The sequence below is a fragment of the Streptomyces lincolnensis genome (assembly GCF_001685355.1).
Classification (GTDB): domain Bacteria; phylum Actinomycetota; class Actinomycetes; order Streptomycetales; family Streptomycetaceae; genus Streptomyces; species Streptomyces lincolnensis.
On record NZ_CP016438.1, the window covers coordinates 6,712,480 to 6,731,661 of the forward strand.

24 protein-coding genes and 1 pseudogene are annotated in these 19,182 nt (G+C 71.3%); 18 read left to right on the forward strand and 7 right to left on the reverse strand.

Annotated elements, in window-relative coordinates:
- The first annotated feature begins 263 nt into the window (after nucleotides 1–263).
- The 3 genes and pseudogenes from SLINC_RS30025 (at nucleotide 264) to SLINC_RS30035 (ending at nucleotide 3,676) form a co-directional block, all read left to right on the forward strand.
- Nucleotides 264–1,670, forward strand: a complete 1,407-nt coding sequence (locus SLINC_RS30025) for a family 2B encapsulin nanocompartment shell protein (protein WP_067439394.1) — start codon at nucleotides 264–266, stop codon at nucleotides 1,668–1,670.
- A gap of 125 nt (nucleotides 1,671–1,795) precedes the next feature.
- A pseudogene (locus SLINC_RS30030) lies at nucleotides 1,796–2,862 on the forward strand (family 2 encapsulin nanocompartment cargo protein polyprenyl transferase).
- A 223-nt stretch (nucleotides 2,863–3,085) separates the two neighbouring features.
- A complete protein-coding gene (locus SLINC_RS30035; RefSeq protein WP_067439397.1) occupies nucleotides 3,086–3,676 on the forward strand; it encodes a GNAT family N-acetyltransferase in 591 nt (196 codons plus the stop codon).
- A gap of 71 nt (nucleotides 3,677–3,747) precedes the next feature.
- Here SLINC_RS30035 and SLINC_RS30040 read toward each other — a convergent pair whose 3' ends face one another.
- Nucleotides 3,748–4,341, reverse strand: coding sequence for a TetR/AcrR family transcriptional regulator (locus SLINC_RS30040; RefSeq protein ID WP_067439400.1), 594 nt, complete (start codon nucleotides 4,339–4,341; stop codon nucleotides 3,748–3,750).
- A gap of 117 nt (nucleotides 4,342–4,458) precedes the next feature.
- On the opposite strand from SLINC_RS30040, the gene SLINC_RS30045 reads away from it, so the two are divergent.
- From SLINC_RS30045 to SLINC_RS30065, 5 genes are all read left to right on the forward strand, one after another.
- On the forward strand, nucleotides 4,459–5,043 hold the full coding sequence (locus tag SLINC_RS30045; protein WP_067439403.1) for a dihydrofolate reductase family protein: 585 nt from the start codon (nucleotides 4,459–4,461) through the stop codon (nucleotides 5,041–5,043).
- A 43-nt stretch (nucleotides 5,044–5,086) separates the two neighbouring features.
- A complete protein-coding gene (locus SLINC_RS30050; RefSeq protein ID WP_067439406.1) occupies nucleotides 5,087–5,302 on the forward strand; it encodes a hypothetical protein in 216 nt (71 codons plus the stop codon).
- 103 nt (nucleotides 5,303–5,405) lie between these two features.
- A complete protein-coding gene (locus tag SLINC_RS30055; protein ID WP_067439409.1) occupies nucleotides 5,406–5,825 on the forward strand; it encodes a YciI family protein in 420 nt (139 codons plus the stop codon).
- Between the two features lie 4 nt (nucleotides 5,826–5,829).
- Nucleotides 5,830–7,050: an RNA polymerase sigma factor gene (locus tag SLINC_RS30060; protein ID WP_067439412.1), complete on the forward strand. Its 1,221-nt coding sequence runs from the start codon at nucleotides 5,830–5,832 to the stop codon at nucleotides 7,048–7,050.
- A 37-nt stretch (nucleotides 7,051–7,087) separates the two neighbouring features.
- Nucleotides 7,088–7,333, forward strand: coding sequence for a hypothetical protein (locus tag SLINC_RS30065; RefSeq protein ID WP_067439415.1), 246 nt, complete (start codon nucleotides 7,088–7,090; stop codon nucleotides 7,331–7,333).
- Here SLINC_RS30065 and SLINC_RS30070 read toward each other — a convergent pair.
- From SLINC_RS30070 to SLINC_RS30080, 3 genes are read right to left on the reverse strand one after another with little or no spacing between them, the layout of a single operon-like run.
- A complete protein-coding gene (locus tag SLINC_RS30070; protein ID WP_067439418.1) occupies nucleotides 7,323–8,066 on the reverse strand; it encodes a VOC family protein in 744 nt (247 codons plus the stop codon). The genes SLINC_RS30065 and SLINC_RS30070 overlap by 11 nt on opposite strands.
- 43 nt (nucleotides 8,067–8,109) lie before the next feature.
- The gene (locus SLINC_RS30075) at nucleotides 8,110–8,520 is read right to left on the reverse strand and encodes a VOC family protein (protein WP_067439421.1); all 411 of its coding nucleotides are present in this window, start codon (nucleotides 8,518–8,520) and stop codon (nucleotides 8,110–8,112) included.
- A gap of 9 nt (nucleotides 8,521–8,529) precedes the next feature.
- The gene (locus SLINC_RS30080) at nucleotides 8,530–8,955 is read right to left on the reverse strand and encodes a helix-turn-helix transcriptional regulator (protein ID WP_079164801.1); all 426 of its coding nucleotides are present in this window, start codon (nucleotides 8,953–8,955) and stop codon (nucleotides 8,530–8,532) included.
- A 93-nt stretch (nucleotides 8,956–9,048) separates the two neighbouring features.
- On the opposite strand from SLINC_RS30080, the gene SLINC_RS30085 reads away from it, so the two are divergent.
- From SLINC_RS30085 to ppk2, 3 genes are read left to right on the forward strand one after another with little or no spacing between them, the layout of a single operon-like run.
- Nucleotides 9,049–10,209 carry an inorganic phosphate transporter gene (locus tag SLINC_RS30085; protein WP_067439424.1) on the forward strand — a complete coding sequence of 387 codons (1,161 nt, stop codon included), beginning with the start codon at nucleotides 9,049–9,051 and terminating at the stop codon, nucleotides 10,207–10,209.
- Between the two features lie 17 nt (nucleotides 10,210–10,226).
- Nucleotides 10,227–10,460, forward strand: coding sequence for a hypothetical protein (locus SLINC_RS30090; RefSeq protein ID WP_067439427.1), 234 nt, complete (start codon nucleotides 10,227–10,229; stop codon nucleotides 10,458–10,460).
- A 47-nt stretch (nucleotides 10,461–10,507) separates the two neighbouring features.
- Nucleotides 10,508–11,407 (forward strand): polyphosphate kinase 2, encoded by a 900-nt coding sequence (gene ppk2, locus SLINC_RS30095; RefSeq protein WP_375141499.1) that lies wholly within the window; start codon nucleotides 10,508–10,510, stop codon nucleotides 11,405–11,407.
- 55 nt (nucleotides 11,408–11,462) lie between these two features.
- Here the strand turns inward: ppk2 and SLINC_RS30100 are convergent, their stop codons facing one another.
- On the reverse strand, nucleotides 11,463–11,687 hold the full coding sequence (locus SLINC_RS30100) for a hypothetical protein (RefSeq protein ID WP_067439430.1): 225 nt from the start codon (nucleotides 11,685–11,687) through the stop codon (nucleotides 11,463–11,465).
- 123 nt (nucleotides 11,688–11,810) lie between these two features.
- Entirely contained in the window at nucleotides 11,811–12,206 is a 396-nt protein-coding gene (sodN, locus tag SLINC_RS30105; protein ID WP_030928916.1) for a superoxide dismutase, Ni, read from the reverse strand.
- A gap of 145 nt (nucleotides 12,207–12,351) precedes the next feature.
- On the opposite strand from sodN, the gene sodX reads away from it, so the two are divergent.
- Nucleotides 12,352–12,786 carry a nickel-type superoxide dismutase maturation protease gene (gene sodX / locus SLINC_RS30110; protein ID WP_067445854.1) on the forward strand — a complete coding sequence of 145 codons (435 nt, stop codon included), beginning with the start codon at nucleotides 12,352–12,354 and terminating at the stop codon, nucleotides 12,784–12,786.
- Here the strand turns inward: sodX and SLINC_RS30115 are convergent.
- Nucleotides 12,690–13,319 (reverse strand): CGNR zinc finger domain-containing protein, encoded by a 630-nt coding sequence (locus SLINC_RS30115; RefSeq protein WP_067439433.1) that lies wholly within the window; start codon nucleotides 13,317–13,319, stop codon nucleotides 12,690–12,692. The genes sodX and SLINC_RS30115 overlap by 97 nt on opposite strands.
- A gap of 100 nt (nucleotides 13,320–13,419) precedes the next feature.
- Between SLINC_RS30115 and SLINC_RS30120 the strand changes: the two genes are divergently transcribed.
- From SLINC_RS30120 to SLINC_RS30145, 6 genes are all read left to right on the forward strand, one after another.
- Entirely contained in the window at nucleotides 13,420–14,190 is a 771-nt protein-coding gene (locus SLINC_RS30120) for a class I SAM-dependent methyltransferase (protein WP_067439436.1), read from the forward strand.
- 299 nt (nucleotides 14,191–14,489) lie between these two features.
- Nucleotides 14,490–14,945, forward strand: coding sequence for a hypothetical protein (locus SLINC_RS30125; RefSeq protein WP_107406698.1), 456 nt, complete (start codon nucleotides 14,490–14,492; stop codon nucleotides 14,943–14,945).
- An 85-nt stretch (nucleotides 14,946–15,030) separates the two neighbouring features.
- On the forward strand, nucleotides 15,031–15,948 hold the full coding sequence (locus tag SLINC_RS30130) for a hypothetical protein (RefSeq protein ID WP_067439441.1): 918 nt from the start codon (nucleotides 15,031–15,033) through the stop codon (nucleotides 15,946–15,948).
- Entirely contained in the window at nucleotides 15,945–17,129 is a 1,185-nt protein-coding gene (locus SLINC_RS30135) for a peptidoglycan-binding protein (RefSeq protein WP_067439443.1), read from the forward strand. The genes SLINC_RS30130 and SLINC_RS30135 overlap by 4 nt, the downstream gene beginning before the upstream one ends.
- Nucleotides 17,126–17,839, forward strand: coding sequence for an ABC transporter ATP-binding protein (locus SLINC_RS30140; protein WP_067439446.1), 714 nt, complete (start codon nucleotides 17,126–17,128; stop codon nucleotides 17,837–17,839). The genes SLINC_RS30135 and SLINC_RS30140 overlap by 4 nt, the downstream gene beginning before the upstream one ends.
- Entirely contained in the window at nucleotides 17,836–19,119 is a 1,284-nt protein-coding gene (locus SLINC_RS30145; protein ID WP_079164803.1) for an ABC transporter permease, read from the forward strand. The genes SLINC_RS30140 and SLINC_RS30145 overlap by 4 nt, the downstream gene beginning before the upstream one ends.
- Nucleotides 19,120–19,182: the final 63 nt, after the last annotated feature.

A 19,182-nucleotide genomic window follows, 5' to 3' on the forward strand; every position in this document is an offset into this window, starting at 1 on the left:
ACTCCTTCGCACGGCGTGCGAGCCGATCCGGACAATGTCCTTCCGTTCGGGACGGGTGTCGGGGACGGGTGTGGGGACGTCGGGGACGGGTGTGGGGACGGGTGTCGGGGTTCGACGGAAATCGCTCATGTGCCCCAGCTGGTGGTGATCCAATCCCGCTCTTTCGTGTAATAGCACCGGCACGTCCGGACTGGAAGGCTTGCCCGTGCACATCGATGCGCGGCGCACATCAGCGCCCCGCGCGACCGGGAGGGCAATTCTTTATGTCGGTAGGCGAAGAGGTCCGCAGCGAGCAGGAACGGCCGCAGCAGAGTCTCGGCACGGCGGCCGCGCGGAACCTGGCCACCACCACCAAGTCCGCACCTCAGATGCAGGAGATCAGCTCCCGCTGGCTGCTCCGCATGCTGCCCTGGGTGAACGTGCAGGGCGGTACGTACCGGGTCAACCGGCGACTGTCCTACGCGGTCGGGGACGGCCGGGTGACGTTCGTGAAGACCGGCGACCGCGTGGAGGTGATCCCCGCCGAACTGTGCGAACTGCCCGCACTGCGGTCGTACGAGGACGAGGAGGTGCTCACCGAGCTCGCCCGGCGCTGCGAGCAGCGTGAGTTCGGCCCCGGTGACGTGATCGCCGAGTTCGGCAGCCCGACCGACGAGGTCCTCCTGCTGGCGCACGGCAGGGTGGAGAAGCTCGGCACCGGCCCGTACGGGGAGGACGAGTCCCTCGGGGTCCTCGCCGACGGCGCGTACCTGGGCGAGCGGGCGCTGCTCGACGCCGACGCCATCTGGGAGTACACGGCCCGGGCGATCACCGCCTGCACGGTCCTCGTCCTGCCCCGGAACTCCGTCGAGCAGGTCGCGGAGCGCACCGAGAGCCTGAGCGAGCACCTCCAGGAGCAGCGCGCCATCCCCTCGCAGCGCACCAACAAGTACGGCGAGAAGGAGATCGACCTCGCGGCGGGCCACGACGGCGAGCCGGACATCCCGCACACCTTCGTCGACTACGAGGGCAGGCCCCGCGAGTACGAGCTGAGCATCGCCCAGACCGTGCTGCGCATCCACTCCCGCGTGGCCGACCTCTACAACCAGCCGATGAACCAGACCGAGCAGCAGATCCGGCTGACGGTCGAGGCCCTGAAGGAGCGCCAGGAGCACGAGCTCGTCAACAACCGCGAGTTCGGGCTGCTCAACAACTGCGAGTACGACCAGCGGCTCCAGCCGCACGACGGCGTGCCCAGCCCCGACGACCTGGACGAGCTGCTCAGCCGGCGGCGCGGCACCAAGCTGCTGCTCGCCCACCCGCGCGCGATCTCCGCGATCGGCCGCGAGCTCAACAAGCGCGGACTGGTCCCGGAGAGCATCGAGGTGGCCGGCAACCGCATCCCCACCTGGCGCGGTGTGCCGATCTACCCGTGCAACAAGATCCCGGTCACCGAGGCCCGTACGACCTCGATCATCGCGATGCGTACCGGCGAGGCCGAGCAGGGTGTCATCGGTCTTCAGCAGGCCGGTATCCCGGACGAGATCGAGCCGAGCCTGTCCGTGCGCTTCATGGGCATCAATGAGCAGGCGATCATCAAGTACCTGGTGACGGCCTACTACTCGGCGGCGGTGCTCGTGCCGGACGCGCTCGGCGTCCTGGAGAACGTCGAGATCGGCCGCTGGAGGTGACGTTTCCGCACCTGAAGGCCGTGTCCGCGCCCTTCGGGGCGGGTACACCCCGGTCGTACGCGCCCGGCCGCGGCGCGGACGCGACCGACCGCGGACTCTCCGAGGGGGATCCCATGGCCGACTGCATGGGGGAGACGAAGCAGCGCTCCACCGCCGGGCCGCCCGGGCCCGACGGGGACGAGGCGGCCGAGATCCTGGAGCGCACCCGGGCGTCGGTCGACCCCGAGCTGCGCTCCGCGATCGATTCGCTGCCCGCCTCCATGCGCCGGGTCGCGCGCTACCACTTCGGCTGGGAGCACGCGGACGGCACACCGGCGGCCGGCAACGCGGGCAAGGCGATCCGCCCCGCTCTCGTGCTCACCGCGGCCGCCGCGCTCGGCGGACCCGAGGCGCGGGCGGCGGCGGTCCCGGCGGCCGCGGCGGTGGAACTGGTCCACAACTTCACGTTGTTGCACGACGACGTGATGGACCGGGACGCCACCCGGCGGCACCGGCCGACGGCGTGGACCGTGTTCGGCGACGCCGACGCGATCCTCGCCGGAGACGCCCTTCAGGCGCTGGCCCTCAGGCTGCTCGCCGAGGACCCGCATCCGGCGTCCGCGCAGGCCGCCGCCCGGCTCGCCGACTGTGTCGTCGAGCTGTGCGCCGGGCAGCACGCGGACACGGCCATGGAGCGGCTCGGACCGCGGGACGTCACCCTCGACGAGGTGCTCGCCATGGCCGAGGCCAAGACCGGTGCGCTGCTCGGGTGCGCGTGTGCCCTCGGCGCGCTGTACGCGGATGCCGTGCGGGAGGACGTCGAGGCGCTGGACGCGTTCGGCCGGGAGGCCGGGCTCGCCTTCCAGCTCATCGACGACGTGATCGGCATATGGGGCGACCCGCGCAGCACCGGCAAGCCGGCCGGCGCGGACCTCGCCGCCCGCAAGAAGTCGCTTCCGGTGGTCGCGGCGCTCGCCTCGGGCACCCCGGCGGCCGCGGAACTGGCCGAACTGTACGAGGCGCCGTACGCGGAGGCGGACCTGGAGCGGACCACGCTGGCGGTGGACCGGGCCGGGGGCGGGAGTGGGCGCAGGGCCAGGCCGCCGACCGGATGGCCCGCGCGATGCACGAACTGTCCCGCGCGGTCGGCGATCCGGAGGCGGCGGGGGGTCTGCTCTCCCTGGCCGAGTTCGTGACGCGGCGCAGCAGTTGAGCCGAGGCACCCGCCGAGGGGGGAGGGTGCCTCCGTAACCCGGGTGTTCCCGCAGTGCGGCTCCTGACTCCGCACGGCGGGAACACCCGGCAGGCAGGTCCCGCACATCCCCACGGTGTGCGGGCCCTGCCTTCTTTCTTTCGAGGTGTCCACTCTTCCGACCGGTCCCGTAATAGGGTCAACTCCCGTGTCATCAGTGGCTGTTGGGGACAAGGGGCGGGACATGGGTGTGGCGATACGTACGGCGGGCGCGGCGGACCGGGAGCTGGTCGTCCGGCTGCTGGACACGGCGTTCCAGGACGATCCGGTCAGCGGCTGGGTGTTCCCGGAGGCGGAGCACCGTCGGCGGAAGCACCCCGCACTGATGGCCGCGTTCACCGACATCGTGCTGGCCGCGGGCCGGATCGACCTCACCGAGGACGGCAGCGCCTGCGCGCTGTGGCTGTCCGTGCCCGCGGGGCATGACGAGGACGAGGACGGCCCGGCCCAGGTGCGGGCGGCCGTCGACCCGGAGAACGAGCGGGTCGAGATGGTCGGCACCCTCACGGCCGGGATCCATCCCGCCGACCGGGCCCACGAGTACCTCTGGATGATCGGCGTGGCACCCGAGCACCAGGGCGAGGGCCTCGGCACCGCGCTCATCGCCACGGTCCTCGACCGCTGCGACCGCGAGGGCCTGCCGGCCTATCTGGAGGCGAGCAGCGCCCGCAGCCGCGCCCTGTACGAGCGGCTCGGCTACGAGATCCTCGACCGCCCCCTCGACCTGCCGGACGGCCCTCAGATGTGGCCGATGTGGCGCGAGCCCAAGAGCTGACCGGGACCCGGCGCCGGGACAGGCGGGAAGGGGCAGGCGGGAAGAGGCGGGCGGGAAGGTGACGACAGACCCTAGGGAGCCTCCGGTACGACCGTCGCCACGATCCGCTCGACCAGGCCCTCGGGCACGCTGACCCCGGGCAGTACGCCGTCCAGGACGTCCGGCAGGGTCAGGTGTTCCAGGAGCAGGCCGAGCACCGCGAGGTAGAGCACGGTGACGGTCTCGTCGCCGCCGGGCAGCCCGGCGGCGCGGTGGAACTCGATGCCCTCCTCCAGGTCCCCGCGCACCGATTTGGTGTAGGAGGCGCGCAGTTCGGGGCGGCGGGTGGCTTCGAGGCGGAGCTCCAGCAGGGCCAGATAGCCGGTGCGGTCGCGGGTCGCGCGGGCCATCAGGTCGTGCATGAAGGCGGTGACCAGGGAGCGGTCCTTCGGTCGCGTCATCAGATCGGCCACGACCTCGGGGTCGGGCGCGAGCCGTACATGAAGCCGGGTGTCGATCTGCCGCAGCAGGTCGTCCCGGCCGGTGAAGTAGTTGGAGGCCGTGCCCACCGGCACCCCCGCCTCGGTGTCCACCGCGCGGAACGTCAGCCCGCGCGCCCCCTCGCGCGCGAGCACCTCGACACCCGCGTCGACGAGCGCGGCCCGGCGCTCCGGATTGCTGACCATGCGGAATCTGCCCTCCCAGTTGCGTCCTGTTCCGAAAATACCCTTGCAACCACTACAAGTGAAGCACTACAACTACAGTGGTTCACGCGGAACGCAGCCTACGGAAAGAGGCCCGGCTTGCGAAAGCTCACCTACTTCATCGCCTGTTCGATCGACGGCTTCATCGGGGACGAGAGCGGCGACGCGTCGTTCATGTACCCCTTCGTGGACGAGGAGTTCTTCGACTTCCTCAAGACCGAGTACCCGGAGACCATGAGCACCGACGGCCGCCGGGCCCTCGGCCTCGACGACCTGGAGAACCAGAAGTTCGACACCGTCATCCAGGGCCGGGCCAGCTACGACGTGGGCCTGAGGGAGGGCATGACCAGCCCCTACGCCCATATGCGCGAGTACGTCGCCTCGCGCACCCTGAAGGAGTCGCCCGACCCGCACGTCGAGATCGTCGCCGAGGACGTGGCCGCCAAGGTGCGCGCGCTCAAGGCGGAGGAGAGCGGGCTCGGCATCTACCTGTGCGGCGGCTCGGTGCTCGCGGGCGAACTGCTCGACGAGGTCGACGAGCTCGTCATCAAGACCTACCCCGTGGTCATCGGCACCGGCATGCCCATGTTCGGGTCCGGCTTCGCGGTCGAGGAGTTCACCCTCGACGACGTACGCGTCTTCAAGAACGGCGTCGTGGTGAGGACGTACAGCAGGAAGCGGTGACAGCGGGGCGGCGCCGACGCCCCGTTCGCCCTACTCTGAAGGCATGGACAGCGACAAACATGCCTGTCCCGCCTGCGGACAGCCTGTCGAAACGGTCGTCCGGCGTCACAAGACGCTGGGCGCGTGGGTGCCGGTGTGGGTGGCCGGCCCGTGCCACAACCCCCGGTGCGAGGCGTACGCCGAAGAGGGCGCCGAGCCCGAACCCCAGAAGAAGTACGGCAGAGCGGCGGCCCGGAAGCCCGCCGCGAAGAAACCCTGAGAAAAGTTCCCTAGTGGTGTCGAGCATCCAGGACCGGCTCCGACGTCCCCTGTGAAAGCCCCCGGACAAGGGGCACGACCCGAGGCAACGAAGGAGCGGAACAATGGCGAAGTACCTGGTCATGGTGCAGGGCACGCAGGCGGACTACGAGGCGATGGGCGGCAAGGCGTCCCCCGGCTCCCCGGCCTGGAACCAAGAGGGGCTCCAGGCGATGTTCGCCTACATGAGCGCGATCAACGACGACCTGGCCGAGTCCGGCGAGCTCGTCGACGGACAGGGCCTGGCGGAGCCGGCGCAGACCCGGACGGTCACCCTCGGCAAGGACGGCAAGGCCGTGATCACCGACGGGCCGTACAGCGAGACCAAGGAGCTGATGGCGGGCTACTGGGTGCTGGACTGCGCGAGCCTGGAGCGGGTCACCGAGATCGCCGAGCGCGTCGCCCGCTGCCCCCAGCCCGACGGCGCCCCCGACTACCCGGTGGTGATCCGGCCCATCATGGAGGGCGCCGGAGACATCGGCTGACACCGTGCGAGGCGCCACCGACGCGATCGAGGACCTGCTGCGCCACCACGCGCCGCAGGTCCTCGGCGCGCTCGTCAGGCGGTACGGCCATTTCGACGCCGCCGAGGACGCCGTACAGGAGGCGCTGCTCGCCGCGGCCCGGCAGTGGCCCTCGGAGGGGCTGCCGGAGAACCCGCGCGGGTGGCTGATCCGGGTCGCCTCGCGGCGGCTGACGGACACGCTCAGGGCGGAGGAGGCGCGGCGGGCGCGGGAGGAGCGGGTGGCGGCGCTGACGCCTCGCGACGCGTTCGTCACTACGGGCGACCGGGCGCCGCGGGAGGACGACACCCTCTCGCTCCTCTTCCTGTGCTGCCATCCCGACCTGACCGCGTCCGCGCAGATCGCGCTCACCCTGCGCGCGGTCGGCGGTCTGACCACGGCGGAGATCGCCCGCGCGCACCTGGTGCCCGAGGCGACCATGGCGCAGCGGATCAGCCGCGCCAAGCAGAAGGTGCGCGGGGTGCGCTTCGGGCGCCCCGAGGACTGGGGCCGGCGGCTGCCCGCCGTCCTGCACACCCTCTACCTGATCTTCAACGAGGGCCATACGGCGACCTCCGGCCCCAGCCTCCAGCGGCGCGACCTGGCCCGCGAGGCGATCCGGCTGACCCGCGAGGTGCACCGGCTGCTCCCCGACGACGGCGAGGTGGCCGGGCTGCTCGCCCTGATGCTGCTCACCGACGCCCGCCGGGACGCCCGCACCGGGGAGCACGGCGAGCTGATCCCGCTCGACGAACAGGACCGCGGCCGCTGGGACAAGGCCGCGATCGAGGAGGGCGTCGTACTGGTCACCCGGGCCCTCGGCAGCGGTCCCGCGGGCCCCTACCAGCTGCGGGCCGCCATCACCGCCGTGCACGACGAGGCCCCGTCCGCCGAGGCCACGGACTGGCACGAGATCCTCGGCCTCTACGACGTCCTGGTCCGCCTGCTGCCCGGCCCCGTCGAGCGGCTGGGCCGCGCGGTCGCCGTCGCCATGGTCCACGGACCCAGGGCCGGGCTCGCCGAACTCGACGTGCTGGAGGACGAGTTGAGCGCGGGGCACCGGCTGGACGCGGTCCGCGGGCATCTGCTGGAGCGCGCCGGTGCGTACGAAGAGGCCCGCGCCGCCTACGAGTCGGCGGCCGGCAAGACCCTCAGCGCGCCGGAGCAGCGGTATCTGCGGGCGCGGGCGACACGGTTGAAGGACTGAAGGACTGAAGGACTGAAGGTCTGAAGGACTGGGGGACATGGGCTGGGAGCGGCGCCGGTTGTGGCGGTGGGTCGTCGTGGTGTGGGTGGTCCTGGTGGCCGTGGCGGGCGGAGTCACCCTGTGGCTCGACGGCTCGGTCGAGCCGCCGGGGCCGTACCGGTGGGAGGAGGCGCACCCCTCGGAGCCGCGGCTTCCCGACGGGTGGGAGACCCTGTGCCCGAGCCTCATGCCCGAGGAGAACGCCGACGGGTCCGGCATCTGCGCCTACAGCGTCATCCGCTAGCCGGCCGGCCCGTCTCCGGGTCCCGGCCCGTCAGGCAGTACAGGCCGCCCGCCGGATCACGCATCACCGTCCAGTTGGAGCCGACGGCCACCGCCGTGGCGCCCAGCCGCTCGTGCTCGGCGCGGGTCGCCTCGATGTCGGCGCAGGCCAGGTCGAGGTGGGCGGAGGCCGGGCGCTCCTCGCCGAGCCGTTGCAGCAGGAGGCGGATCGGCAGCCCGGGCGGCGGCGCGAGCACGTGGAACTCGGGGAGCGAACCGGGGCGGGACTCCCAGTCGGGCAGCAGTCCGCTCCAGAAGGCGACTTCGGCGTCGTAGGACGACGGCGGGACGTCGAGGCACACCTGGTCGAGGCGGCTGCCGCGCACCACCGGCGGCCGGACCGACCCGCCGTGCCACCGCACCGCGCAGAACGGCAGGCCGGCGGGGGAGCGCAGCACCACCAGGGTGTCCTCGTCGCTCAGCGTCCTGGCCCCGAGCCGCAGCGCCGACGCCACGAACCGGGGCAGGTCGGCCACACCGAGGTCGAGATGCGCGCCGCCCTCGCCGTCGAGAAGCCCCTGGACCCGGACGCAGGCGTCGGCCCCGTCCGGCAGCAGGGTGACGAACTCCTGGCGTTCGCCCCGTCGCTCGGACAGCCGGGTGTCCGTGACCACGGTCCAGAAGTCGCAGGCCCGGCCGAACCGTTCGTAGGGACGGTCGATGAAGGCGTCGGTCCACAGCGCGGTTCGGCTCATGGCGGTGATCGTAGAGCGGAGGAGCCCGGGAGGCCCGCGGATTTCAGGACCGCTGCATGAACCGCAGCATGTTCCCGGCGGGGTCCCGGAAGGCGCAGTCCCGTACGCCGTACGGCATGTCCGTCGGCTCCTGGATGACCTCGGCGCCGGCCTCCCGGACGCGGGCGAAGAGGGCGTCGACGTCGTCGGTGCTGAAGTTGACCCCGCGCAGCAGGCCCTTGGCCAGCAGCTGGGCCAGCGCCTCCCGGTCGGCGGGCGAGGTGTCCGGGTCCGCCGCGGGCGGCTCCAGCACGATCTCCACGTCCGGTTGCAGCGGCGAGCCGACGGTGACCCAGCGCATCCCCTCGAACCCGACATCGCCCCGCACCTGAAGACCCAGCACGTCCCGGTAGAAGGCGATCGCCTTGTCGTGGTCGTCGACGGCGATGAAGCAATGATGCAGTTTCACGTCCATACGCTCACGCTAGGCGCCCCGGCCCGGTCGCGCAGCGCGTCTGGGCCGGGTGTACTTGCGGGCCACGCAGGGTGGGATCGTGGCGCTCGCCTCGTGGGAGCGGGACTTGTACGCGCTCGGGGTCTCGCCGACGAGTTCGGTGAAGCGGGAGCTGAAGGAGCCGAGGGAGGTGCAGCCGACGGCCATGCAGACCTCCGTCACGGAGAGGTCGCCGCGGCGCAGCAGGGCCTTGGCGCGCTCGACACGCCGGGTCATCAGATAGCCGTACGGCGTCTCGCCGAACGCCTCGCGGAAGCTGCGCTGGAAATGGCCGGGTGACATCAGCGCGGTGCGCGCGAGGGCGGTGACGTCGAGCGGCTCGGTGTACTCGCGGTCCATCCGGTCGCGCGCCTGACGGAGCCGGACCAGGTCGTCGAGGTTCACACGGGTCAGCATCGCACGCGTCCCCTTCACTCGTGTGCGTGTTTCCTGGGACAGCCTTTGCCCCGGGTTCGCCTCGACGTGGCCTGCGCTTGTTTGCATGGGGGAATGGACCACATCACGTTGCTCGTGGCGGTCGTCATCGTCACGGCGCTGGCCTTCGACTTCACCAACGGATTCCACGACACGGCGAACGCGATGGCCACCTCCATCGCCACCGGCGCCCTCAAACCGAGAACAGCGGTGATCATCAGCGGTGTGCTGAACGTCGTCGGCGCCTTCCTGTCCACCGAGGTCGCCAAGACGATCTCCGGCGGCATCGTGGACGACACCCTGGTCACCCCCGGCATGATCTTCGCCGGACTGGTCGGGGCCATCCTGTGGAACCTGATGACCTGGCTGGTCGGACTGCCGTCGAGCTCCTCGCACGCGCTGTTCGGCGGGCTGATCGGAGCGGTGTGGGTCGGTGCGGGCTCGCACGGCGTGCACTTCGACAAGGTGGTCGAGAAGGTACTGGTCCCGGCGGTGGCCTCACCGGTCGTGGCCGGGGTGGCGGCACTGCTCGCCACCTACCTCGCCTACAAGCTCACCGCCCGCGCCCGCGAGAAGTCGGTGACCAAGGGCTTCCGGATCGGCCAGATCGCCTCCGCCTCCCTGGTCTCCCTCGCGCACGGCACGAACGACGCGCAGAAGACCATGGGCGTCATCACGCTGACCCTCATCTCGGCCGGCGCGCTCGGCCACGACGCCGGCCCGCCGGTGTGGGTGATCGCGTCCGCGGGCCTGGCCATCGGCCTGGGCACCTACCTGGGCGGCTGGCGGATCATCCGCACCATGGGCAAGGGCCTCACCGAGATCCAGTCGCCGCAGGGCTTCGCCGCCGAGACCGCCTCCACCACCGTCATCCTGACCTCCGCCCACCTCGGCTTCGCCCTGTCCACCACCCAGGTCGCCTCGGGCAGCATCCTCGGCGCGGGCCTCGGCCGGCGCCTGGCGGAGGTCCGCTGGGGCATCGCGGGCAAGATGGTCGTCGCCTGGCTGATCACACTGCCCGCCGCCGCGCTGGTCGGCGGTGTCTCCGCGAGCGTGGTCGTCAACGGCGGGGACCTCGGCACCATCGTGGTCGCCCTCGTCGGCGCCGCCGTCGCCGCGGGCATCGTGGCCCTCTCCCGGCGCAACCCGGTGAGCGCCAACAACGTCAACGACGCCCACGAAGTCGCCGTCCGCGCCACCACGCCGGCCGACACCCCCGTCCGTACGGCCGCCTGAGCCAAGGGAGTTCACACATGAGCCTCGACTGGACCGCACTCGGCCAGGTCACCGCCGTGAGCATCGGAGTGACCATCGCCGTGGTCGTCGTCTTCGCCCTCGGAGTCCTCGGCCTCGCCCGCCTCGAAGGGGCCCGGGAGGAGGCGGGCGGCACCTCCGCCGTCGGCTTCGCACAGGCCACGCTCTGCTTCGCCGCATGCGCGGCGGTGGTGGCGTACGGCATCTACCTGATCGTGCCGCAGTTCCACTGACCGGGGTTCCACTGACCGGAGTTCCACCGACCGGAAGGCAGGCCCAGATGGCGATGTCACCCCTTTTGTCCGAGCTGGCCGACCTGCGGGTCGACTACAGCGACCACGACGACCCCGTACTCCTGCGGCCGGACGGCAGCCCGGTCGACACCTGGCGGGAGAACTACCCGTACCCCGACCGCATGCAGCGTGCGGAGTACGACCTGCACAAACGGCTCCAGCAGATCGAACTGCTGAAGCTCCAGAGCTGGATCAAGGAGACCGGGCGCCGGCTGGTCATAGTGTTCGAGGGCCGGGACGCGGCCGGCAAGGGCGGCACCATCAAGCGGTTCACCGAGCACCTCAACCCGCGCGGCGCCCGGGTGGTGGCCCTGGAGAAGCCGACCGAGCGCGAGCGCGGGCAGTGGTACTTCCAGCGGTACGTCGAACACCTGCCGACCGCCGGTGAGATCGTGCTCTTCGACCGGTCCTGGTACAACCGGGCCGGTGTCGAACGGGTCATGGGCTTCTGCACCGACGACGAGTACCAGCGCTTCACGCGCCAGGCACCGCTGTTCGAGCGGATGCTCGTGGACGACGGCGTCGACCTGGTGAAGTTCTGGTTCTCGGTGTCGCAGGGCGAGCAGCGCACCCGCTTCACGATCCGCCAGATCGACCCCGTACGGCAGTGGAAGCTCAGCCCGATGGACCTGGCCTCGCTGGACCTCTGGGACGACTACACCGCCGCCAAGGTCGCCATGTTCCGGGCGACGGACACCGACCACGCGCCCTGGACGGTGGTCAAGAGCAACGACAAGAAGCGGGCCCGCGTCGAGGCGATGCGCAGTGTGCTGGCCCGCTTCGACTACTCCGACAAGGACGAGGAGGTCGTCGGCGTCCCGGATCCCCGGATCGTGGGCGCGGCGGCGGGCCTGCTGGAGGCGGGGGAGGACGACACGGGGAGTTGACGGCCGGGCCCGGGCATCCCTCGACCGGGCCGGGTCATCCCTGCATCGATCCGCGTCATCCCTCCATCGTGTCCCTGATGTGCTCGCGCAGCGTCGTCTGTTCGCGGATGCTCAGTGCGGCGCCCTCGACGGTGTGGAGGGCCCACGGTGTCCCGCACGGGCCCTCATGGCCCGGGTCGGGGCACAGGACGTCCACGAAGCGGTCCGTGAGGGCCTCCACCTCGTCCGGCGTGGCCTCCAGGGCGATGACCACCTTCCACAGCCCGGATGTCTCAGTCATGCGCGGATCATGCCACGAGCGGCATGCCGAAGGGGCCCGGTCGACGTATCGACCGGGCCCCTTCGGACGCCCTGCGGCCTGCGATGGTGCACCGATCGCGGGTCGCGGCGAACAGCCCCTGGATCAGGCCTTCTTGGTCTCCCAGAAGATCTTGTCGATCTGGGCGATGTAGTCCAGCGCCTTCTGGCCCGTGGCCGGGTCGGTCGAACCCTTGGCGGCCGAGAGGGCCTTGAGGGCGTCGTTGACCAGCTGGTGCAGCTCGGGGTACTTCTCGAAGTGCGGGGGCTTGAAGTAGTCGCTCCACAGCACGGAGACGTGGTGCTTGGCCAGCTCGGCGCGCTGCTCCTTGATGACGGTGGCGCGTGCCTGGAAGTGCGGGTCGTCGTTGCCGGCCATCTTCTCCTGGACGGCCTTGACGGACTCCGCCTCGATGCGGGCCTGGGCGGGGTCGTACACGCCGCACGGGAGGTCGCAGTGGGCGCTGACCTTTACCTTGGGGGCGAACAGGCGGGAAAGCATGGAGCAGTCCTTCCTCGTGATCGTCTTCTCAGGTGCGACATTACTCCCCGGGGGAGGGGATTTCGCGGGTGCCCCCATGGGCTTAGGACAAAAGTCCGGGGTCAGACTGAGACTGGTGGATGAACGGACCGGGGAGGTGCCGGAGATGCCGGAGCTGTCGCAGGAGACCGAGCGCAGGGTTGCCCTGCTGCCGTTCGGGCCGGCGGAGGTGACCGGGCCGTCCATGGTGCCCACCCTCCATCACGGCGACCGGCTCCTGGTGCAGTGGGGGGCCAGGGTCGGACCGGGTGACGTGGTCGTCCTGCGCCATCCCTTCCAGCAGGACCTGCTCGTCGTCAAGCGGGCCACCGAACGCCGTGAGGGCGGCTGGTGGGTGCTCGGGGACAACGCGTACGCCGGTGGCGACAGCACGGACTACGGCGTCGTGCCCGACGAACTGGTGCTGGGCAAGGTCCGCTTCCGTTACCGGCCGCGCCGGCCGGATCAGCGCTCGCTCTTCGCGGCGGTGCGCTGGGCGCTGTCGGCCGCCAGGCCCGTCTTCTGCGACCGGTCGGCCTCCAGGCGTTTGCGGGCGCGGTAGGCGGCCACGTTGGCGCGGGTGGCGCAGCGGTCGGAACAGTAGCGCCGGGAGCGGTTGGTGGAGGTGTCCAGGTAGGCGTTGCGGCACGGTGACGCCTCGCACAGGCCGAGGCGGTCCACGCCGTACTCCGTGAGGTGGAAGGCCAGACCCATCGCCGCGATCGCCGCGTAGCCCGCGGTCGCGTTCGACGGGTGGTCCGCGAGGTGCATGTGCCACAGCGGGCGGCCGTCGTCGTCCCGGAAGTCGTGCCCGGAGATCTGGGGGCTGACCGGGAACTCCAGGAGCAGCGAGTTCAGCAGGTCCACGGCGAGCGTCTCGTCGCCGCCGTCCGCCGCCTCGAAGACCGCGCGCAGCCGCCCGCGGACCGAGCGGAACCGGGTCACGTCCGACTCGGTGGCGCGCCGGGCCGCCGAGGAGTTGCCGCCGAACAGATCGCGGACGGCCTCGACCGAGGTCAGCGTGTCCTTGCCCCGCGTCGGCTCCTCGCTGTTGACGAGACGTACCGCGTAGTCCGAGTAATAGGCCAGTTCCACTTGTAGTCCTTACGGAGGCGTTCTATGGTCGGGGGGCGGTCGGAGTAACAGCCGGTCGTGCATCCAGGGTATTACGTGACGTACGCGATGGAGGGGCTCGATGACGGACACCGACCTCACGACGACGGCAGCCGACTGGCGGGCGTGGCAGGAGAGCTGGGACCGCCAGCAGGAGTGGTACATGCCCGACCGGGAGGAGCGCTTCCGGATCATGCTCGACATGGTCGAGGCACTCGTCGGCACCGCCCCGCGCGTCCTCGACCTCGCCTGCGGCACCGGCAGCATCACCGCCCGCCTGTTCGACCGGTTCCCCGGGGCCACCAGCACCGGCGTCGACCTCGACCCGGCCCTCCTCGCCATCGCCGAGGGCACCTTCGCGGACGACGAGCGCGTCACCTTCGTCACCGCCGACCTCAAGGACCCCGGCTGGCCCTCGAAGCTGCCGTACGACTCCTACGACGCCGTCCTGACCGCCACGGCCCTGCACTGGCTGCACAGCGAACCCCTCGCGGCCCTCTACGGCCGGCTCGCGGAACTCGTCCGCGACGGCGGTGTGTTCATGAACGCGGACCACATGATCGACGAGACCACGCCCCGGATCAACGCGGCCGAGCGCGCCCAGCGGCACGCCCGCATGGACCAGGCCAAGCGGGACGGCGCCCTCGACTGGGCCGAGTGGTGGCAGCTGGCGGGCAAGGACCCCGTCCTCGCCGGACCGACCGCCCGCCGCTTCGAGATCTACGGCGAGCACGCGGAGGGCGACATGCCCGCCGCCGCCTGGCACGCGCGCGTGCTGCGGGAGAAGGGGTTCGGGGAGGCGCGGCCGGTGTGGTGCTCGCCGTCGGACACGCTGTTGCTGGCGCTGAAGTAGCGCACCGGGAAAGAGCGAAAGGGCGGCACGGAATTCGTGCCGCCCTTTCGCGGATGGCGGCTTTACGTCAACCGTCCCAGGAACCCCATGAACCCCTTGAGCCCGCCACGAACCCGAGGCTACGTTTGCGGCCGCGTCCAGGGGATCTCGACCGCTCCGGCGAGGCGCGCGTAGTCAACGACCGGGGGCAATCGTCGCTACGGGGGTGGGGTTTCGTCATGCCGCGATGCCGGCGACCCGTGCATGCCACGACTGCGCCCGCGTGCTTCGCTCCCTCCTGAAGGGAAAACGCAGTGAGAATGAAGGTTCCTGCCCTCGCGGCAGCAGTGGTGGCGCTGGGGATCGGTATGGCCACTCCCGCCCAGGCGGACGGATTCGACAACCATTTCAGCCCCGAGGCCTGTGAGAAGTCCCAGGCGGCATCGGACTTCAAGTACGCGATCTACTACAACTCCGACTTCGGCGGCGCCTACCGGAACATCGGCTACAGCGTCTGGGACTTCGCCGACGAGCGCATCGGCGGCGCCCCGCAGGGCGGCACCCAGCCGCTCAACTTCTGCCACGGCGGAAACGGCAACGGCCAGGGCATCAAGAACAACGCCGCGTCGGTGAAGAACAAGCACAGCACCTATTACGCCGTGACGTACTACAACAGCGGCTACAAGGGCTCCGCGAACTGGACCACCCCCCGCACGGGGCACAACCTCACGGTGGTCAAGAACGAGAACGCCTCCTTCGCCTGGCAGACCCTCTGACCTGCCCCTGGACCGCTGCCGCGCCCCGACGGGCGGCAGCGGTCACGCCCATTTCCGACAGCGGGTCCGACAGCGGGAACATGGAATGCTGAGAAGAATCAAGCGCATTGGCCCCGGGGCACTCGTGGTCGCGATCTCGGTGATATCGGCCACCGGCTGTTCGGCCGACGGAGCCGCGGGAAACCACGCGATCGTCACCCCGAACCCGACCCTTCCCTTCAACGCGGCCGACCCCGCCACCTGGGTCCTGCCCATCGAGGGATATCTGCCCTCGGACAGCGAGAGAAAGCAGGTCTCGCAGGCGCGCAAGACCGTGGCCGGCGACTGCATGAAGAGATTCGGCCTCACCTGGCAGCCCGCCCAGGACCTGCCGCGCCTCGGCCCCAAGACCCTCGTCGACTGGCGCTACGGCATCCACGACATGGCCCTCGCCCAGGAGCGCGGCTACAAGCCCGCCGCCGCGGAGCAGGAGGCCTACGACCGGGCCGCCCAGGTGGGCGCGCTGGACCGCACCTCGGACACCGGCCCGCAGGCTCGGGTGCTCCAGGGCGGCATCAAGGAGGTGGGCGGCAGGTCCGTCCCCGAGGGAGGCTGCCTCGGCGAGGCCGAGCGGAAGGTCTCCGCCGACGCCTTCGACACCACGGTCGCCCAGACGCTCAGCAACGAGGCCTTCGCGGAGTCCCAGCAGAGTCCCGAGGTCATGAAGGCGTTCAAGACCTGGTCGTCCTGCATGAAGGCGAGCGGGTTCGCCTACGAACGGCCGCTGGACGCCAGCGACGACCCCCGTTTCGGCACCCAGGAGGTCACCCCGCTGGAGATCAGGACGGCGACCGCCGACATCACCTGCCGGGACAAGAGCGATGTCGCCAAGGTCTGGTTCGACGCCGAGGTCGCCATCCAGCACGACAGGATCGAGGCACAGGCCGAGCGGCTGAACAAGGAACGCGAGTCCCTGGACGACGCCGTGAAGAAGGCCGCCGACGTCGTGGTCGGCTCCTCATGAGCGGCCTCGTACGGCGCCGCCGGGCCCTCGGTGCCCTCGTCCTCGCCTCTCTCGTGTGCACCGGGGCCGGGGTGGGGGCGGCGCTGGTCGTCAAGTCGCCCGCGCAGGCCGCCGCGGACACGGCACCGCCGGCACCGTCCGTCCTCACGGCGGCGGTCGAGCAGCGGGTCATCTCCCAGTCCCTGATCACCCGGGGAGAGGTCACCGCCTCCCAGCACATGGACGTCTCCGCCGGGCCCCAGGCCGACAAGGACATCGCCCGGTCCGTGGTGACCAGGGTCGACGCGACCCCGGGACGGAAGATCAGCGCCGGGCAGGTCCTGCTGGAGGTGTCCGGACGTCCGCTGTTCGTCCTCAAGGGTGCCGTGCCCGCCTATCGCGACCTCGCCCGGGGCAAGCGGGGGGAGGACGTCGCCCAGGCGCAGGCCGCGCTGCGGGCCTCCGGCCATCCCACGGGAACCGACCCTTCCGGTGTCTTCGGCGCCGGCACGGAGAAGGCCGTGGCCTCCTTCTACCGTTCCATCGGATACGAAGCGCCCACTGTCGAGGCGCCGGGGACGAGGGCGCCGTCCCCCGTCCCCGTCCTGCCGATCTCGGAAGTGATGTTCGTGCGGTCCTTCCCCGCCTACGTCGACGACGTGCGCGCCAAGGTCGGCGACGAGGCCGGGGAGGGCCTGATGTCCCTGTCGGCCGGCGCGCTGACCGTCGAAGGGTCCGTGACCTTGCAGCAGAAGGGGATGATCCGCCCGGGCCAGGAAGTACGCGTCTACGCGGAGACGACAGGGCGCCAGTTCACCGGAACGGTGACATCCGTGGGCAGGGAGAGCGACTCGGCGAAGGACGCCGGCCAGGACACCGGGGCGGAGAAGTACACCGTCAAGGTCACGCCGTCCCGGCCCCTGCCGACCGAACTGAACGGCGAGAACGTGCAGTTGACGGTCGTGGCGGCCTCCTCGAAGGGCAAGGTCCTCGCCGTGCCCTCGTCGGCCGTGTCCACCGGCGCCGACGGCCTGACCAGCGTCACCGAGCGCAAGGACGGCAGGGAACGCCGGATCCCCGTCACCGTCGGAGTGTCCGGGGACGGCTTCGTCCAGGTCACCCCGCGCAAGGGGGCGCGACTGGCGGCCGGCGCCGAGGTGGTCGTAGGAGTGCAGCCGCGAGCGGGTGTGGGCGGGTCGTGACCACCTCCACCGACGGCACCCCCGTCATCGAGTTCCGGGACGTCGAGCTGACCTACCCCGGGCCTCCCGCCGTGCACGCCCTGCGCCCCTGCGATCTGCGCATCGACAGCGGGGAGTTCATCACCGTGATGGGGCCGTCGGGGTCGGGCAAGTCCACCCTGCTGAACATCGCGGGCCTGCTGGACGCGCCCACGCGGGGCCGCTACCTGCTGAACGGCATCGACACCAGGGCCATGGGCGCCTCCCGCCTGGCCGCGCTCCGCGGGGAGCACATCGGGTTCGTCTTCCAGGCGTTCCATCTCCTGCCCCACCGCAGCGCGCTGGAGAACGTCGAGCTGGCCATGCTCTACCAGTCCGTCCCCCGCGGACAGCGGCGTCTGCGGGCCACGGCCGTGCTGGAACGCGTGGGCCTCGGGCACCGGGCGACAGCCCTGCCGACCCAGATGTCGGGCGGCGAGCGCCAACGCGTCGCGGTCGCCCGCGCCCTGGTCGGCGAGCCCTCGCTGCTGCTCTGCGACGAGCCGACCGGGAACCTCGACTCCGACACCGCCGCGTCCCTGCTCGCCCTGCTGGACACCCTGCACCGCGACGGCATGACCCTCGTGGTCATCACCCACGACGCCCAGGTCGCGCGGCACGGACAGCGCACGGTCACCATCCGCGACGGCGTGCTGTCGGAACCCGCGCGGCAACGGACGGGGGCGGCATGACCAAGTCCACGTCCCGCCTCACTCCGGGACGGTTCCACCCCGGCCCGGGGGCCTCCTGCCCAGGCCAGGGACGGTCCCGGCTGGCCGTCCGCGACCTGTTCTCCGAAGCCGTGGCCGGCATTCTCCAGCGACCGGCCCGGTCCGTCCTCACCGCGCTCGGCACCGTCCTCGGAGTCGGGGCGTTCATCTCGGTCCTGGGGCTCACCGGCACCGCCGCGTCCCAGATCGACGCGCGGTTCAACCTGCTCACCGCGACCGAGGTCGACGTCACCGACGTCGGACCCCGCAACGCCGCCGCCCCCGAGGTCGCCTTCCCCGACGACGCCGACGCGCGGATCACCCGGCTCAACGGCGCGCTCGCCGCCGGGGTGTACTGGGACGTCCGGCTCGGTCCCGAGGAGGCGGTGCGAGCCGCTCCCGCGGGCACGGCCGACCGCGTCGACTCCGGCACCCAGGTGGTCGCCGCCTCCCCCGGGATCTGGTCGGCGACGGATGCCCGGTTCGTCCAGGGACGGGCCTTCGACGGCTTCCACGAGAGCCGACGCCAGGCGGTCGCCGTGATCGGTGAGGGGACCGCGCGACGCCTCGGCATCACCACGCTGCGCACCCACCCCGCCGTCTTCATCGGCGGCACCGCGTTCACCGTGATCGGCATCCTGGAGGACGTCGAGCGGAAACCGGAGCTCCTGCTGTCCGTCACCGTCCCGCGCTCCGTAGCCGAACGGACCTGGGGAGCACCGGCCGACGAGGGGGCCCGGATGCTCATCGCCACCCGCCTCGGCGCGGCCGGTCAGCTCGCCCACGAGGCGGCCGTCGCCCTGCGGCCGGAACACCCCGAGTACTTCAAGGTGACACCGCCCCCGGACCCGCGGTCGCTGCGCGGCGCGGTCGGCGACGACCTGAACCAGCTGTTCCTGCTGCTCGCCGGGGTGTGCCTCGTCGTCGGAGCGGTCGGCATCGCCAACACCACCCTGGTCGCCGTGATGGAACGCACCGGAGAGATCGGGCTGCGCCGCGCGCTGGGGGCCCGGGGGATCCACATCACCCTCCAGTTCCTGGCCGAGTCCGCGGCACTCGGCCTCGTCGGCGGTCTGGTGGGCACCTCCGTCGGCACCGTGGTCGTCGTCTCCGTCTCGGCGGCGCGGCAGTGGACACCGGTCCTCGACCCCACCGCCCTCGCCCTGGCCCCGGCCCTCGGCCTGGCCGCCGGCCTGCTCGCGGGCCTCTACCCGGCCTGGCGGGCCTCCCGCATCCCACCCGTGGAAGCGCTGCGCCGGTAGCCGGGCGTCGGCACCGGATCACGACGAAGGGGCGGTACGGGAATCCCCGTACCGCCCCTTCGT

Bases quoted from the DNA above. Each gene is read 5' to 3' on its own strand.
- SLINC_RS30075 (WP_067439421.1), bottom strand. From the start codon at position 8,520: ATGGACGTGAAACTGCATCATTGCTTCATCGCCGTCGACGACCACGAC.
- SLINC_RS30120 (WP_067439436.1), top strand. From the start codon at position 13,420: ATGACGGACACCGACCTCACGACGACGGCAGCCGACTGGCGGGCGTGG.
- SLINC_RS30070 (WP_067439418.1), bottom strand. From the start codon at position 8,066: ATGAGCCGAACCGCGCTGTGGACCGACGCCTTCATCGACCGTCCCTAC.
- SLINC_RS30025 (WP_067439394.1), top strand. From the start codon at position 264: ATGTCGGTAGGCGAAGAGGTCCGCAGCGAGCAGGAACGGCCGCAGCAG.
- SLINC_RS30085 (WP_067439424.1), top strand. From the start codon at position 9,049: ATGGACCACATCACGTTGCTCGTGGCGGTCGTCATCGTCACGGCGCTG.
- SLINC_RS30040 (WP_067439400.1), bottom strand. From the start codon at position 4,341: ATGGTCAGCAATCCGGAGCGCCGGGCCGCGCTCGTCGACGCGGGTGTC.
- SLINC_RS30145 (WP_079164803.1), top strand. From the start codon at position 17,836: ATGACCAAGTCCACGTCCCGCCTCACTCCGGGACGGTTCCACCCCGGC.
- SLINC_RS30130 (WP_067439441.1), top strand. From the start codon at position 15,031: ATGCTGAGAAGAATCAAGCGCATTGGCCCCGGGGCACTCGTGGTCGCG.
- SLINC_RS30135 (WP_067439443.1), top strand. From the start codon at position 15,945: ATGAGCGGCCTCGTACGGCGCCGCCGGGCCCTCGGTGCCCTCGTCCTC.
- SLINC_RS30035 (WP_067439397.1), top strand. From the start codon at position 3,086: ATGGGTGTGGCGATACGTACGGCGGGCGCGGCGGACCGGGAGCTGGTC.
- SLINC_RS30055 (WP_067439409.1), top strand. From the start codon at position 5,406: ATGGCGAAGTACCTGGTCATGGTGCAGGGCACGCAGGCGGACTACGAG.
- SLINC_RS30050 (WP_067439406.1), top strand. From the start codon at position 5,087: ATGGACAGCGACAAACATGCCTGTCCCGCCTGCGGACAGCCTGTCGAA.
- sodX (WP_067445854.1), top strand. From the start codon at position 12,352: ATGCCGGAGCTGTCGCAGGAGACCGAGCGCAGGGTTGCCCTGCTGCCG.
- SLINC_RS30065 (WP_067439415.1), top strand. From the start codon at position 7,088: ATGGGCTGGGAGCGGCGCCGGTTGTGGCGGTGGGTCGTCGTGGTGTGG.
- SLINC_RS30125 (WP_107406698.1), top strand. From the start codon at position 14,490: ATGAAGGTTCCTGCCCTCGCGGCAGCAGTGGTGGCGCTGGGGATCGGT.
- SLINC_RS30090 (WP_067439427.1), top strand. From the start codon at position 10,227: ATGAGCCTCGACTGGACCGCACTCGGCCAGGTCACCGCCGTGAGCATC.
- sodN (WP_030928916.1), bottom strand. From the start codon at position 12,206: ATGCTTTCCCGCCTGTTCGCCCCCAAGGTAAAGGTCAGCGCCCACTGC.
- ppk2 (WP_375141499.1), top strand. From the start codon at position 10,508: ATGGCGATGTCACCCCTTTTGTCCGAGCTGGCCGACCTGCGGGTCGAC.
- SLINC_RS30080 (WP_079164801.1), bottom strand. From the start codon at position 8,955: ATGCTGACCCGTGTGAACCTCGACGACCTGGTCCGGCTCCGTCAGGCG.
- SLINC_RS30100 (WP_067439430.1), bottom strand. From the start codon at position 11,687: ATGACTGAGACATCCGGGCTGTGGAAGGTGGTCATCGCCCTGGAGGCC.